The organism is Shewanella seohaensis (assembly GCF_023283775.1).
In the GTDB taxonomy this organism is placed as follows: domain Bacteria; phylum Pseudomonadota; class Gammaproteobacteria; order Enterobacterales; family Shewanellaceae; genus Shewanella; species Shewanella seohaensis.
Genome location: NZ_JAKILE010000007.1, coordinates 1 through 14790 on the forward strand (window position 1 = coordinate 1; position 14790 = coordinate 14790).

The following is a 14790-nucleotide window of genomic DNA, read 5'->3' on the forward strand; positions in this document are numbered from 1 at the left end:
TTCGATTAACTCAACACCTGTGAGTGTCCACACAGATTTCTTGTTTAGATTGTTAAAGAGCATTTGACCTCGGCTTTCGCGTTACCGCTCAGCGGGTCAGGGCTGCGTATTTTACGCATTTCCCTTGTCGCGTCAAGGCGTTTTTGCAAACTTCTTGAGGCTTTCGAATCAACTGCACATTTTGCATTCGATTCTAACTGATACCGCGGTTGCTTTCGCTGTCTGCCGTGTCAGTGGATGCGCATTATAGGCAGCAGAACTTTTTGTGCAAGGGCTTTTTTCAGGTTTTTTGCATTATTTTTCAAATCGCTTTTTACACCCAAACTAGGCACAAGCTACCCACCACTTATTCCCAAAGTTATCCACAGTCGCTGCATTTATCACCACTGCATGCCAGCAAAATCATTAATTACAGCAGTTCATCGCTCGATTGAAACGTACCGCTGAAGCCAAAAAGGAATAAAGATGAAAGTCGGCAATTAGAATTGGAGAACAAAGAGAGGAAGTAGCGACCTTATACTTATATAGCTACATAAAAGTATAAGGCCGTGCAACGCGGCTCACTTGTGGCGTTAGTTAGCACTCCACAATAACTGGCCGCAATCAGTAAGATCGTATCCGCCTAACAACGCCGCCATTTGGCGTGTATGCCCGCTGCTTAACATAGTAAAGAGTTGTTGCAGTTGTCTGCGGAAGTAGATGCTTTGTGGCATAACAAAGTCGAAGGACTCTTTGACGAGTGGCACGAAGCTTAAACCACTTTCCAAGGCTACGGATTGGCACCCAAAACCAATGTCGGCATCACCCCGTGCTATATATCCTGCAAGTTCACGCTCGCTGTAGGCTGTTAGCACCACATTGAGTTGATCTAAACGTGCCCCTTGCTTTAATAGCCATTGTTCTAAATGTTGTTGACTTCCTGCGCCACCTTGGCGACTGACCCAGCGCCAGGGCAAGGTGAGTACCTTGTCCTCTTCTTGGCATCTGTGGTGCATATCGGTTCGCATGATCAAACCTTGCTGGCGGGAATAGCCATGGACCATGATCCATTGCTGATGGTTCTGATAACCTTTGAGTAAGGCTGGATGGCGGATATTTCTATCCTCCATGCTGCCCCAGTGCAGAGTACAAACATCAGCATATCCCTTTGCTAATAGCTCTAACCCAAGGCGCGAGCCTGTTGCGCTGTAGCTGATCAGCTCACGACTACCAACCTGCGCCATTAAGCGTGCGACTAACATAGAAAGCAGAGGATCATCACTGCCAGTGATCAAGAGTCGGTCGGTTAACATGCCGCTGTGGCAGGAGTCCATCACCCAGCGGTCAATTAGCACCTTAGGGAATAGCCATTTACCGGTGATTTTCGTTGCTGGCAGAATTCGGTCATTCGCCATGGCGTAGACTTTCTTCTCGTTCAGATCTAAATACTCAGCAACCTGCTTCGCACTCATGTAAATCAATTCACTGGCGGATGTCATCTTATGTCCTTGTCGTCCTGTCTCTCTGAGTTCAATCAATACCATTTATCTCGGCATTAGTTGCCTGATGGGGTATTCACATCAAATTCGAGATTTTCACTACCGTGATAGATCAAAAAGTGGCGCCCTTTCGCTCGGGCAATAATAGTGATGCCCAGCTGTTGAGCTAGCTCTAAACCCATTTGTGTCACGCCACTGCGCGACAGCAATACGGGGATCCCCATTTTGGCGACCTTAATCACCATCTCCGAGGTGAGTCGTCCCGTGGTGTAGAAAATTTTGTTATCGCCCCGATCCTGTGCCAACCACATATCACCCGCTAAGGTATCCACGGCATTGTGACGTCCCACATCTTCCACAAAGGCAAGGATCTGGTCGTTCTCGCAAACACCACAGCCATGAACGGCACCGGCATTCTTATAAGTATCATTATATTCGTTGATATTTTTAAGCAAACTGTAGAGCGTACTTTGCTTAAGGCTAGGTGTGGGTAGCTGGATATCATCTAAATCCTGCATAAAACTGCCATATACAGTTCCTTGCCCACAGCCTGAGGTCACGGTTTTTTCCGATAATTTTTGCTCGATATCGGCAGTTTGTTCACGAGTTAATACGGCGGCAGAGTTCACATCCCAGTCGACAATTACGGAGTCTAACTGGCTGACATCTGAAATAAAGCCCTGATTTTTAAGATAGCCTAACGCCAGCGACTCGGGTTTTGCCCCTAAGGTCATCAAAGTCACAATCGGGCGCCAGTTCAGGTAAACCGTTAAGGGCCTCTCACAGGCAACATGCTTATCAATCACCTCGCCCGACTCATCAACGGCTTTGACTGCGATCGTTAACGGCACTTCAGCCTGTGTTTTCACAAATGTGAAGGCTGGCTTCGCTGACGATGGAGGGTCATTCGGCTGTGCTTGCTGAGCAATATTAGAACTATTATCAGAAATCATAATGTTACCGCGTTACGTGTGATGGCATCAGCATAGCAATATTTATACCTAGGTATGAAACTCTGGACTAAATGCGTGATCCGTCGCAATTCTGAATATTTCACTGGGCGTAAATGTCCCAGACAAAATGTCCAATTAGACAAAATGTCCTAAATTCACCCTTATTTTGATGATCCACCTCAAACAAATAACCCCTGTTTAATGGCATTAATATTGCAGTGACCTTTTATCGCAATCAGTAGGGGAAAGAGAACCGTTAGCTCAGGTTCGTCCCCTCTCGGCTGAAACGGAGAGACAATGCAACATACTACTAGTGTTTGGCCAATGTACGTTTCGCTCAAAAAAGTAGAGAAACAAATGGGCCGTTGGACCTCGGTACAATGGGAAATCGATCATCTGCTGCCCGCCACCCACGACGCCCCCGAAGGCGCGACCTTAGTGCTGCTTGAACTGCACAAAGATGAGCGCGCCAGTTATCGCATCAACCTCGACATGGACAATGCCATGCTGTATTTGGTCTGCGATGAAATGGCAGATGGCACTTGGGTCCCCGCGCTACTCTCGGCGGATCAAAACGTGGCGGCAGGCTGCCTTGAAGGCAATACTCCCGTTATCAACATGCTGATGCCCGAAGCCATCGCCTGCTGGATTGAAGCCTTTATCACCCAATACGGCGAAGTTGAAATCGCCGCTTATCGTCGCAAGCATGTCGACCACCGTAAAAACCAAGGCCCTAGCCGCGACCCATTGCGGAGGGACTAATGACTGACTCAACCCCTAAGGCTAACGGCTTTTTTAGCCGTTGGAGCCAGCGCCGTGAGCAAGTCGCAGCCGAAGAAGCCGCACTTGCAGCCCAAACTACGGCCGAAAATCTTGCAGAAGTAAAGCCTGACACCACGGCAGAGCCTGCCGCGACGACTTCTGAACCTCAAGATGCCCTCCCAAAAACCGAGGAGGATCCCAACCGTCTCCTCACCGCGGAGGAATTGCCCAATCCCGAAGAAATTGAGATTGGCGGAAGCTTTGCTAAGTTTATGGGAGCCAATGTTGACCCCGCGGCCAAAACAGCAGCGCTACGAGCCTTGTGGAAACAGCCTCATTTCAATGAGATAGATGGTCTGTTGGAATATGCGCTCGACTACAGTAATCAGCCAAAGCTGACGCCTGAAGTATCCGCTGAGTTAGCCCAAAAAGTATTCCGTTTTATCACCAAAGAGAATGAAGAGTCAGACGAAGATCTGGCCTCAATCCCTAACGATGCGGTGGTGGACGCAGAAAATACAATGGAATCAAAAAACAGTGATGTCGAAACCGAGTTAGCAAACACTCAGATCACGGACAATTTGGATGGGGAGACTGATGACCTACCCCAAAATGCACCAGAGCCTGCCGCTCAGATGCAAAAGCCAGTTGTTTAATGTCAGTTTAGCTAATTTTTATGTCCATAACTTTGGTATGTGAATTGCTGTACTAAGGGATAAAAACTTAGATAAAAGCAGAAAAGGCAATGACTTAGTCTCAAATCACCGCCTAAATCTGCAGCAAAACAGCTATAAAAGAGCAGCCAAAGTACTGTTCAGGAACGCAATGTGAGCACTCATTTGATGACCAATCAAACCCAGCTTGCGCTAAAACAAGCGCGGCAAAATGTGTTAGCCCAAACGCAGATTTTACAGAATCTGATCCCGCCAACAGTGAGCTACACCACTGAAGGCACTGTGCTAATTATTGGCCCAGAGGATCTGGCACGCCTCGCGGCGGACAAATTGTCCACTATGGCGAGCCGTGTCATTTTGGCTAACGAAGCGATTACCAGCCAAGATGAAACCCACCTTGAAAAGGTGATGGCTGCGGCGACGGATGTTGAAAGCTACTACAACAAACTCATTGGCATTAAAGGATTTTTAGGTCAATTCCAGGTCAGCGTTGAGCATCAAAATGGCGCGGCGGAATTGAGTGTTGTCGCCATTCGTAAACCTCATTTCGACTTGATTCTCGATTTAAGCAGCACACCTTGCTTGAATTTAGAGATGCTGCCACCGGGTTATTTCTATGTCGGTCAAGACGAAGCCAAACTGGCCGATGCGCTGGAGCAACTCCCTGAACTAGTGGGGCAATTTGATAAACCCCGTTACGTCAAAATCAATGCCGACCTGTGCGCCCATGACCGTAATGGCATCAACGGCTGTAACCGTTGCCTCAACTTCTGCCCAGCCGATGCGATTAGCAGTGTCGCTAAGAAAATTGAGGTCGATCCTTACCTCTGCCACGGCGCTGGCAGCTGTTCAAGCGCCTGCCCAACGGGTGCAATTGGTTATGACTTACCGACGCCACAGGCATTGCATTCTTACCTGAACAAAATTATCAACCGTTACCGTGAGCAAGCCCAAACCGCACCAGTGATCCTGTTCCACGACAACGCGGTTGGCGCGAGCTTGATAGGGGACGACTTAGCCGGGGATGTGCTCCCTGTCGCCCTCGAAGAAATTACCGTTGCCAGCATTGACCATTGGTTAGCTTCACTGGCTTGGGGCGCTCGCCAAGTGTTAATCCTCAATACCGAGGCAACCGCCCCTACACTCACACAAATGTTGAAAGGCGAACTGGCTTTAGCCAACAGCATTTTAGATGAAATGGGCCAACCGCAGCGCTTGAGTCTTATCGACCCAAGCATGCTGGCGAATTTGGAGCCTCTGCTCGACATCAGCCTCGATTGGCCGGTGATTGTGCCCGGCGCTTTTGCGTCCACCAGCAAACGTAACACTCTGTTTGATGCGATTGATCATCTAAACAGCCAAGCGGGTGAAATCAATAGTTGTTTGAGTATCAACAACGTTCCCTACGGCAACGTCAGCGTCAATGTCGAGAAATGTACCCTGTGTATGTCCTGTGTGGCAATTTGCCCCACCATGGCATTGCAAGATGGTGGCGACAAACCTGCACTACACTTTATTGAGCAAAACTGTGTGCAATGTGGCTTGTGTGAGGCGGCTTGCCCTGAAAAGGTCATTAGCCTGACGCCACAAATTAACTTTGATAAAGCTGCTCGTCAGCAATTACAAACCCTGAAAGAAGAAGCCCCGTTCGAATGTATTCGCTGTGGCTCTCCTTTTGCGACCCAATCTATGGTGCATCGGATGCTGGATATGGTCGGCGCGCACAGCGCATTCTCAGCCAATATTGAACGACTGAAAATGTGTGGCGATTGCCGGGTAAAAGACATGTTTGAAGACATTCTTCAAGATCCTGAAAAGCAACTGCGATAAGAGATCCGCTATGACCGAATCAGTAAGACAAGTATCAGAAAACGATCAGTTGAGAGCCGATATCTATCAACTGTTGGCCGCCCTGTTGCGTCGCCATCCAAGCCCTGAACTACTGCAATTTTTGGCCAATCTTGAAATCGATGCCAATGAAGACAATGAGATGACCAAGGCTTGGTTATCCCTGCAATTAGCGGCGCAGCAGTTCAGCAGTGAACAATTAGAAGATGAGTATTTTGCCCTGTTCCTCGGTGTAGGTTGTGGCGAAATCCTGCCCTATGGCAGCTGGTTTATGACAGGCTCACTGATGGATAAGCCCTTGGCTCTGCTACGCCAAGACTTAATGCAACTCGGTTTTGAACGTGAAGAAAACGTCAAAGAACCTGAGGATCATGTAGCCGCTCTGTGCGAAGTCATGGGTACGCTAATCCTTGAAGCCCCAGGCTACCGCCAGTTGGCATTCTATCAGCGCCACATGGGCAGTTGGATTCAGCGCTTCTGCGATGCCGTCAGCAAAGCCCCGAGCGCAGCGTTTTATGCCACGGTTGCCCATCTTGCTAAGGCGTTTTTCGAGATGGAAGCCACCGAATTTGAACAACTGAGTTTAGACATTCCCGTCAATTGCCCCGGCAGTGCGGAGTTACAACCCGCCGCCAGCGATTTAGAAAAACAAGTGGAATTAATGAACTAAACTTAAAACGGTTAGCGATACGCAGATTCAGTGCCTGTCGCGTTTTAGTTTGATAGGCAAAGGTGGACTTAAGGTTCACCTTTGCCACAAAAAGGAAGCTTAGGCTTCCACAGTAACCGAGGTGGTCGTGGTATGCATCACCTCACCCAGTAACACAAGGAGACACTATGAAGAAGCAAGCTTCCGACATGGGCCGTCGTCAATTGCTCAAAGCATTGGCACTCGGCAGTGCGGCTGGCGCGGTTGCGACTGTCAGTAGCCAAGCTCTGGCTGCGACCCCAACAGTTGCCCCAAGCGAAACTAAGAGTGACAACTATCGCGAAACCGACCATATCCGTAACTACTATGCGTCGTTGAACAACTAACCAGAGGAGTGTGTGTGATGCGATTAACCCGCAAAACAGACCAAGTCGTCGAGCCTAAAGTGCCCGCCCTCGGTCTTAATCGTCGCCAATTCTTAAAATCTGCAGGTCTTGCCACTGGTGGTATCGCCGCCGCGTCTATGCTTGGCACAGGTATGATGCGTAAAGCACAGGCGCAGGAACATATCCCCCATAATGCACCGACTGAAGTCAAACGTACCATTTGTTCCCACTGCGCTGTGGGTTGTGGTATCTATGCTGAAGTGCAAAACGGTGTGTGGACAGGTCAAGAACCCGCGTTCGATCATCCATTTAACCAAGGCGGCCACTGCGCGAAAGGGGCTGCACTGCGTGAACACGGCCACGGTGAGAAACGCCTGAAATACCCAATGAAGTTAGAAGGCGGTAAGTGGAAGAAGATCTCTTGGGATCAAGCCATCAATGAAGTGGGTGATAAAATGACTGCGATTCGCCAAGAATCGGGTCCTGACTCTATCTACTTTATGGGTAGCGCTAAGTTCTCTAACGAACAGGCTTATTTATATCGCAAACTCGCGGCACTGTGGGGCACAAACAACGTCGACCACTCAGCCCGTATTTGTCACTCTACCACGGTAGCCGGTGTTGCTAACACTTGGGGCTACGGTGCGCAAACCAACTCGTTAAACGATATCCGCAACTCTAAGTGCGTCATGTTTGTGGGTTCAAACCCAAGTGAAGCACACCCAGTCGCCATGCAACACATTTTGGTGGCAAAAGAGCGCGGCGCTAAGATTATCGTTGTTGATCCACGTTTCACCCGTACTGCAGCTAAGTCTGACGAGTACGTGCATATTCGCCCAGGTACCGATATTCCATTCATCTATGGCCTGTTATGGCACATTTTTGAAAACGGCTGGGAAGACAAAGAGTTCATCAAGCAACGTGTATACGGTATGGAACGTATCCGCGAGGAAGTGAAAAAATATACGCCTGAAGAAGTCGAAAACGTTGCTGGCGTGCCTAAGGCGCAGATGTATCGTATCGCTAAAATGTTAGCCGAAACCAAACCAGGCACTATCGTATGGTGTATGGGCGGTACTCAGCACCACGTCGGTAACGCCAACACCCGTTCATACTGTATTTTACAGTTAGCGCTGGGCAACATGGGCGTATCAGGCGGTGGTACTAACATTTTCCGTGGTCATGATAACGTACAAGGCGCGACTGACTTTGGTCTGTTATTCGACAACTTACCCGGTTACTACGGCTTAACCTCTGGCGCTTGGGCTCACTGGTCTAACGTTTGGGACTTAGATCCAAAATGGGTTGCAGGCCGTTTCGACCAAGGCGAGTACTTAGGTCAAACCCCACAAACCTCAACGGGTATTCCCTGCTCTCGCTGGCACGATGGTGTGCTAGAAGATAAAACCAAGATCGCGCAAAAGGACAATATCCGTCTGGCGTTCTTCTGGGGTCAATCAGTTAACACCGAAACCCGTGGCCGTGAAGTGCGTGAAGCGCTGAACAAGTTAGATACAGTGGTCGTTGTTGACCCAATCCCAACTATGGCCGGTGTGATGCACCAGCGTAAAGATGGGGTATATCTACTCCCTGCGGCGACCCAATTTGAAACCTACGGCTCAGTGTCTGCCACTAACCGTTCGATTCAATGGCGCTCTAAAGTCATCGAGCCACTGTTTGAGTCTCTGCCTGACCACGTGATCATGTATAAACTGGCGAAAAAGCTGGGTATCGAAAAAGAATTCTGTAAGCACATCCAAGTCAATGGCGAAGAGCCATTGATTGAAGATGTGACTCGCGAGTTCAACAAAGGTATGTGGACCGTCGGTTACACAGGTCAAAGCCCAGAACGTTTGAAAATGCACCAAGAAAACTGGGGCACATTCGATGTGAACAGCCTTACCGCACCGGGCGGCCCAGCTAAAGGCGAAGTCTACGGCTTACCTTGGCCATGTTGGGGTACGCCAGAAATGAAACACCCTGGTACCCAAATTCTTTACGATCAATCTAAAGAAGTGAAAGACGGTGGTGGTAACTTCCGCGCCCGTTATGGTGTTGAACACAATGGTGTGAATATTCTCGCCGACGGTTCATTCTCCAAAGGCAGTGAAATTCAAGATGGTTATCCTGAGTTTACCGCCGACATGCTCAAGCAATTGGGTTGGTGGGATGATTTAACTGAAGAAGAGAAAAAATACGCCGAAGGCAAAAACTGGAAAACAGATATTTCTGGTGGTATCCAACGTGTTGCCATCAAGCACGGCTGTATTCCTTTCGGTAACGCAAAAGCGCGTTGTATCGTGTGGACTTTCCCAGACGATATCCCGCTACACCGCGAACCACTCTACACTCCTCGTCGTGACTTAGTCGCTAAGTACCCAACCTACGAAGACCGTATGGTTGCCCGTCTACCGACACTGTATAAGTCAATTCAGGATAAGGACTTCACCCAAGGCTTCCCACTGACACTGACCTCTGGTCGTTTGGTGGAATACGAAGGTGGTGGTGAAGAATCTCGTTCTAACCCTTGGTTGGCCGAGCTACAACAGGAAATGTTCATCGAAATGAACCCAGCAGACGCTGCTGACCGTGGTATCCGTGACGGTGACAATGTCTTTGTTCATGGTCCTGAAGGCGCCAAGATCACAGTGAAGGCAATGGTGACACCACGGGTTGTTCCGGGTGAATGTTTTATGCCATACCACTTCGCCGGTATCTTCGAAGGTGAAAACCTCGCGAAGAATTACCCAGAAGGTACAGTACCTTATGTACAAGGTGAATCGGCAAACACCATTTTAACTTACGGCTATGACGTTGTGACTCAGATGCAAGAAACTAAGTCCAGCCTTTGCCAAGTTAGCAAAGCCTAACCTACTTGATGAGGAGATAAGCCATTATGGCAGTCATGAAATTTTTGTGTGACACCAAACGCTGCATCGAGTGTAACGGCTGCGTCACAGCATGTAAAAACGAAAACGACTCCGCACTTGAGTGGGGTATTCAACGTCGCCGCGTGGTGACGATTAACGATGGTCAACCGGGTGAAGCATCGATTTCAGTAGCATGTATGCACTGTACCGACGCTCCTTGCATGGCCGTATGTCCGGCAGATTGTTTCTACCGTACCGACGATGGCATTGTGCTACACAACAAAGATACCTGTATCGGTTGTGGCTACTGCTTCTATGCCTGTCCGTTTGGTGCACCACAATTTCCGAAGAAAACCGCCTTCGGTAGCCGCGGTAAAATGGACAAGTGTACTTTCTGTGCCGGTGGCCCAGAAGAAACCTTCTCCGAAGCCGAGCACAAGAAATACGGTGCCAACCGTATTGCTGAAGGCAAGCTACCTATGTGTGCTGAGCTTTGTTCAACCAAAGCGCTGCTTGCGGGTGATGCGGAAGTGGTATCAAACATCTACCGTCAACGTATGGCCTCTCGAGGCAATCCTAACGTGATTTGGGGCTACAACCCAAAGACCGGTGAGATTAACTAAGCAGAGTGATGGTTAGGGAGTCATCCCTAACCTCTGGCAAGGAGTGAAAATGTTAAACAAACAGTTAAACAAATCACTGCGCAGTCTGTTTGCTCTGATGGTACTCGTGATGGGATTGGGCCTAGGTTCAGTAATGAGCGCAAGCCCAGTACAGGCAAGTGATCAGCAATCGAGTCAACAACAGGCGAAAGCGCAAACCAGCGAAGCCGATCTGTGGCGCGCGGTAAAGTCGGGTGAAACTGGCTATACCACAGCCAAAGGGGTCGAAACTGGGGTGTTGATTAACGTTGCCGGTAACCAAGGTAAAGAACTGAGAAACCAATACATCACCCCGATTATGGCCTTAGCTGTAACGGGTGTGTTTGGTGCTTTCTTACTGTTTTACTTGGTGAATGGTCCTTCAAGACTTAGCCACGGCTTTTCAGGCAAGATGGTGGCTCGTTGGTCTAAAGCGGATCTGTGGATCCACTGGATCATGGCAATTAGCTGTCTCACGCTGATGTTTACCGGCTTAACCATTATGCTCGGTAAGCATGTCGTGCAAGAGCTGCTAGGGCCCGACATCTGGGCACCGCTGATCTACGGCAGTAAAACCGTGCACGACTGGGCTGGCCCCATCTTTATCATGGCGTGGATTGTCTGCGTGGTGAAATGGATGCCGCTACAAACCTTTAAGATGTACGATCTTAAATGGTTCCTTGTGGTCGGTGGCTATATCAACTTTGGCCCATTCAAAGGCAAACACCCTGACAGTGGTTTTGCTAACGCCGGTGAAAAAATGTGGTTCTGGACACTGACCCTATTCGGGCTGTTTATCAGTGTGTCTGGCATCATGTTGGTATTACCCGGCTTAGACCTACCCCGTGAAGCCTCGATGGGCGCGCTGCTGATCCACTCGATCAGTGCCGTTATCCTGATTGCCTTTACCATAGTGCATATCTGGATGGCGACCGTACTCAGTGAAGGCGGTATGGAGTGCATGAAGTCAGGCTATTGTGATGAGAACTGGGCAATCCAGCACCACAATTTGTGGTATGACGAAATCAAAGCTAACGGCAGTCTGCGTTATAAAGACTAACTAAAGCCTGAAGCTTTACCCCAATAAAAACACCTCGCACTGCGAGGTGTTTTTTTACCTAGAACCCAAACAACAACTCATTAACAAGCGTTTCATTTTCATCCGAAAATTGACCCATTTTTGCGTGCTCACACAAGTGCCGAAACCATGAGCGAGTTAACGCTTTTGCATCAGCGCGCCTGCCTGTCCGGCTGCAAACTGTTCTAGATCAAATCCTACTCAATCTTTTCCTACTATATTGCCCTCACGCGCGATGATTAACGGCAAGCAAGATGATTTCATTATCTTTTCCACCTCTAATCTTCACTTTTTGATAACGAGTTTAATCCCTCGAAAAGTCGCGCCATCCAAGAACCATAACCCCTCATTCAGGAGTCAGCATGAAGCAACAACCTAGCGATTTATCTCGCCGTTCTTTGCTTAAAGCACTCACCGTTGGCAGCGTTGCCGGCGCCGCAATTGCCGCTACCGGCATGAGCGCAGCCCAAGCCAGCGAGAGCAGCAAGGTAACAACTAAAGAGCCTAAGGGTTACCACGAAACTGCGCACATTATCAGCTATTACGATAGCCTGCGTAGCTAATCTAGGAGAAGTCAGCGATGAAGTTAACTCGCAAGTCCGATGTCGCCCAAGTGGCCGACAAACCGACGTTAGGCATTAGCCGTCGTCAATTTATGAAGCAAGCAGGTATTACTACTGGTGGTATCGCAGCCGCTTCTCTGATGGGTACTGGCATGATGCGCCGCGCAGAAGCCAAAGATGTGCCACACGACGCGCCGATCGAAGTTAAACGTACGATTTGTAGTGCTTGTGCTGTGGGTTGTGGTCTGTATGCCGAAGTGCAAAATGGTGTGTGGACAGGTCAAGAACCTGCGTTCGATCACCCATTCAATGCCGGCGGTCACTGCGCGAAAGGTGCTGCACTGCGTGAGCATGGCCACGGTGAAAAACGCCTGAAATACCCAATGAAATTGGTTGATGGCAAGTGGAAAAAAATCTCTTGGGAAGATGCGATTAACGAAGTGGGCGACCAAATGCTCAACATTCGTAAAGAATCTGGCCCAGACTCTGTGTACTTCATGGGTAGCGCTAAGTTCTCTAACGAAGGCTGCTATATGTACCGCAAACTGGCGGCCATGTGGGGCACAAACAACGTCGACCACTCTGCTCGTATTTGTCACTCTACCACGGTAGCCGGTGTTGCTAACACTTGGGGTTACGGTGCGCAAACTAACTCTTTCAACGACATTCAGAATGCCAATGCCATCTTCCTGATCGGGGCAAACCCAGCGGAAGCGCATCCGGTTTCAATGCAACACATTCTGATCGCCAAAGAGAAAAACAACGCGAAAATCATCGTTGTTGACCCACGTTTCTCTCGCACAGCGGCGCACTCAGATCTGCACTGCGCGATTCGTCCTGGTACCGACATTCCCTTTATCTACGGTATGTTATGGCACATTTTCGAAAACGGTTGGGAAGATAAAACCTTTATCCAACAACGCGTATTCGAGATGGAAACCATCCGTGAAGAAGTGAAAAAATTCCCACCTAAAGAAGTGGCGGATATCACTGGCGTGAGCGAAGAAGTGGTTTATCAAGCCGCAAAACTGATGGCAGAAAACCGTCCGGGTACTGTGATTTGGTGTATGGGTGGTACTCAACACCACGTCGGTAACGCTAACACTCGTGCTTACTGTATTCTGCAATTAGCCTTAGGCAACATGGGCGTTTCTGGTGGCGGTACTAACATTTTCCGTGGCCACGACAACGTACAGGGCGCGACCGACTTAGGTCTGCTGTTCGACAACCTGCCAGGTTACTACGGTTTAACCTCAGCCGCTTGGACTCACTGGACCCATGTGTGGGATCTGGATATGGAGTGGGTGAAGAGCCGCTTCGATCAAAACGCCTATTTAGGCAAAGATCCAATGACCACCCCAGGTATTCCTTGTTCTCGCTGGCACGATGGCGTGTTAGAAGACAAGAGCAAGCTGGCACAAAAAGACAATATCCGTATGGCCTTCTTCTGGGGTCAATCGGTCAACACTGAAACCCGTCAACGTGAAGTGCGTGATGCCTTAGACAAGATGGACACAGTCGTGGTTGTCGACCCATTCCCAACCATGGCCGGTGTCATGCACCGTCGTAAGAATGGTGTGTATCTGTTACCCGCTGCGACTCAGTTTGAAACTCAAGGTTCAGTGTCTAACTCAGGCCGTTCTATCCAATGGCGTGAGCAGGTTATCCAACCTTTATTCGAGTCAAAAACCGACATCGAAATCATGTACCGTTTAGCGCAAAAACTCGGTATCGCCGAGCAATACACTAAACGCATCGCCAAAGAAAACGGCTTACCGGTTATCGAAGAAATCACCCGCGAAATCAACCGCGGCATGTGGACCATCGGTATGACAGGTCAAAGCCCTGAGCGTATCAAGCTGCACACCCAAAACTGGGGCACTTTCAGCAACAAGACGCTCGAAGCCGCCGGCGGCCCAGCGAAGGGCGAAACCTACGGTTTACCTTGGCCATGTTGGGGCACACCAGAAGCTAAACACCCTGGCACCCAAATTCTGTATAACCAATCCAAACACGTTAAAGACGGCGGCGGTAACTTCCGTGCTCGTTATGGCGTTGAATACAATGGTAAAAACCTGCTGGCTGAAGGTTCTTTCTCTAAAGGTGCCGAGATCCAAGACGGTTACCCAGAATTTACCGACAAGCTGCTGAAGCAACTCGGTTGGTGGGATGACCTGACTGCGGAAGAAAAAGCCGAAGCAGAAGGACGCAACTGGAAGACCGACTTATCAGGCGGTATCGTGCGCGTGGCAATTAAGCACGGCTGTATTCCATTTGGTAACGCGAAAGCCCGTTGTATTGTTTGGACTTTCCCAGACCAAGTGCCAGTTCACCGCGAGCCGTTATACACAGCACGCCGTGACTTAGTGGCTAAATACCCAACCTACGACGACATGCAAGTTCATCGTCTGCCAACACTATACAAGTCAATCCAAGAGAAAGACTTCAGCGGCAAGTATCCACTGGTACTGACTTCTGGTCGTTTAGTGGAATACGAAGGTGGTGGTGAAGAATCTCGTTCTAACCCATGGCTGGCTGAGCTTCAACAGGAAATGTTTGTTGAAATCAACCCAGGTGACGCAGCTGACCGCGGTATCCGCAACGGCGAGTTTGTGTGGTTAGAGGGCGCCGAAGGTGGCCGCATAAAAGTACAAGCCATGGTAACGCCACGCGTTAAACCAGGTGTGACCTTTATGCCATACCACTTTGCAGGTGTGATGCACGGTGAAAGCTTAGCGCCTAACTATCCTGAGGGCACTGTGCCTTACGTTATCGGTGAATCCGCTAACACGGCACTGACCTATGGTTATGACCCTGTGACTCAAATGCAGGAAACCAAAGCGTCGCTCTGTCAGATCGTTAAAGCGTAAGTGCAGCTTAAGCTAGGA

At 49.3% G+C, this 14790-nt stretch carries 12 protein-coding genes; 10 read left to right on the plus strand and 2 right to left on the minus strand.

Features of this window, described 5'->3' with window-relative positions; all coding sequences use genetic code 11:
- Positions 1-572 precede the first annotated feature (572 nt).
- Both L2713_RS09565 and L2713_RS09570 read right to left on the minus strand, forming a co-directional pair.
- On the minus strand, positions 573-1478 hold the full coding sequence (locus L2713_RS09565; protein ID WP_011624435.1) for a substrate-binding domain-containing protein: 906 nt from the start codon (positions 1476-1478) through the stop codon (positions 573-575).
- A 56-nt stretch (positions 1479-1534) separates the two neighbouring features.
- Positions 1535-2431 (minus strand): formate dehydrogenase accessory sulfurtransferase FdhD, encoded by an 897-nt coding sequence (locus L2713_RS09570; protein WP_248967720.1) that lies wholly within the window; start codon positions 2429-2431, stop codon positions 1535-1537.
- A gap of 297 nt (positions 2432-2728) precedes the next feature.
- Here L2713_RS09570 and L2713_RS09575 point away from each other — a divergent pair, with 297 nt between their 5' ends.
- From L2713_RS09575 to L2713_RS09620, 10 genes are all read left to right on the plus strand, one after another.
- On the plus strand, positions 2729-3193 hold the full coding sequence (locus L2713_RS09575; protein ID WP_089068732.1) for a DUF3305 domain-containing protein: 465 nt from the start codon (positions 2729-2731) through the stop codon (positions 3191-3193).
- Positions 3193-3849 carry a DUF3306 domain-containing protein gene (locus L2713_RS09580; RefSeq protein ID WP_248967721.1) on the plus strand — a complete coding sequence of 219 codons (657 nt, stop codon included), beginning with the start codon at positions 3193-3195 and terminating at the stop codon, positions 3847-3849. Before L2713_RS09575 ends, L2713_RS09580 begins: the two co-directional genes overlap by 1 nt.
- Positions 3850-4035: 186 nt before the next feature.
- Positions 4036-5697 carry a 4Fe-4S binding protein gene (locus L2713_RS09585; RefSeq protein ID WP_167373723.1) on the plus strand — a complete coding sequence of 554 codons (1662 nt, stop codon included), beginning with the start codon at positions 4036-4038 and terminating at the stop codon, positions 5695-5697.
- Positions 5698-5707: 10 nt separating this feature from the next.
- Positions 5708-6385 carry a TorD/DmsD family molecular chaperone gene (locus L2713_RS09590; RefSeq protein ID WP_089068735.1) on the plus strand — a complete coding sequence of 226 codons (678 nt, stop codon included), beginning with the start codon at positions 5708-5710 and terminating at the stop codon, positions 6383-6385.
- A gap of 167 nt (positions 6386-6552) precedes the next feature.
- Positions 6553-6750 (plus strand): twin-arginine translocation signal domain-containing protein, encoded by a 198-nt coding sequence (locus L2713_RS09595; RefSeq protein ID WP_011624441.1) that lies wholly within the window; start codon positions 6553-6555, stop codon positions 6748-6750.
- Between the two features lie 17 nt (positions 6751-6767).
- Positions 6768-9620: a molybdopterin-dependent oxidoreductase gene (locus L2713_RS09600; RefSeq protein ID WP_248967861.1), complete on the plus strand. Its 2853-nt coding sequence runs from the start codon at positions 6768-6770 to the stop codon at positions 9618-9620.
- A 26-nt stretch (positions 9621-9646) separates the two neighbouring features.
- Complete coding sequence (fdh3B, locus tag L2713_RS09605; protein ID WP_007651894.1) at positions 9647-10243, plus strand: formate dehydrogenase FDH3 subunit beta; 597 nt, start codon at positions 9647-9649, stop codon at positions 10241-10243.
- A 49-nt stretch (positions 10244-10292) separates the two neighbouring features.
- Complete coding sequence (locus tag L2713_RS09610) at positions 10293-11321, plus strand: formate dehydrogenase subunit gamma (RefSeq protein ID WP_011624443.1); 1029 nt, start codon at positions 10293-10295, stop codon at positions 11319-11321.
- Positions 11322-11701: 380 nt separating this feature from the next.
- A complete protein-coding gene (locus L2713_RS09615) occupies positions 11702-11902 on the plus strand; it encodes a twin-arginine translocation signal domain-containing protein (protein ID WP_011624444.1) in 201 nt (66 codons plus the stop codon).
- A 17-nt stretch (positions 11903-11919) separates the two neighbouring features.
- The gene (locus L2713_RS09620) at positions 11920-14772 is read left to right on the plus strand and encodes a molybdopterin-dependent oxidoreductase (protein ID WP_086903568.1); all 2853 of its coding nucleotides are present in this window, start codon (positions 11920-11922) and stop codon (positions 14770-14772) included.
- Positions 14773-14790: the final 18 nt, after the last annotated feature.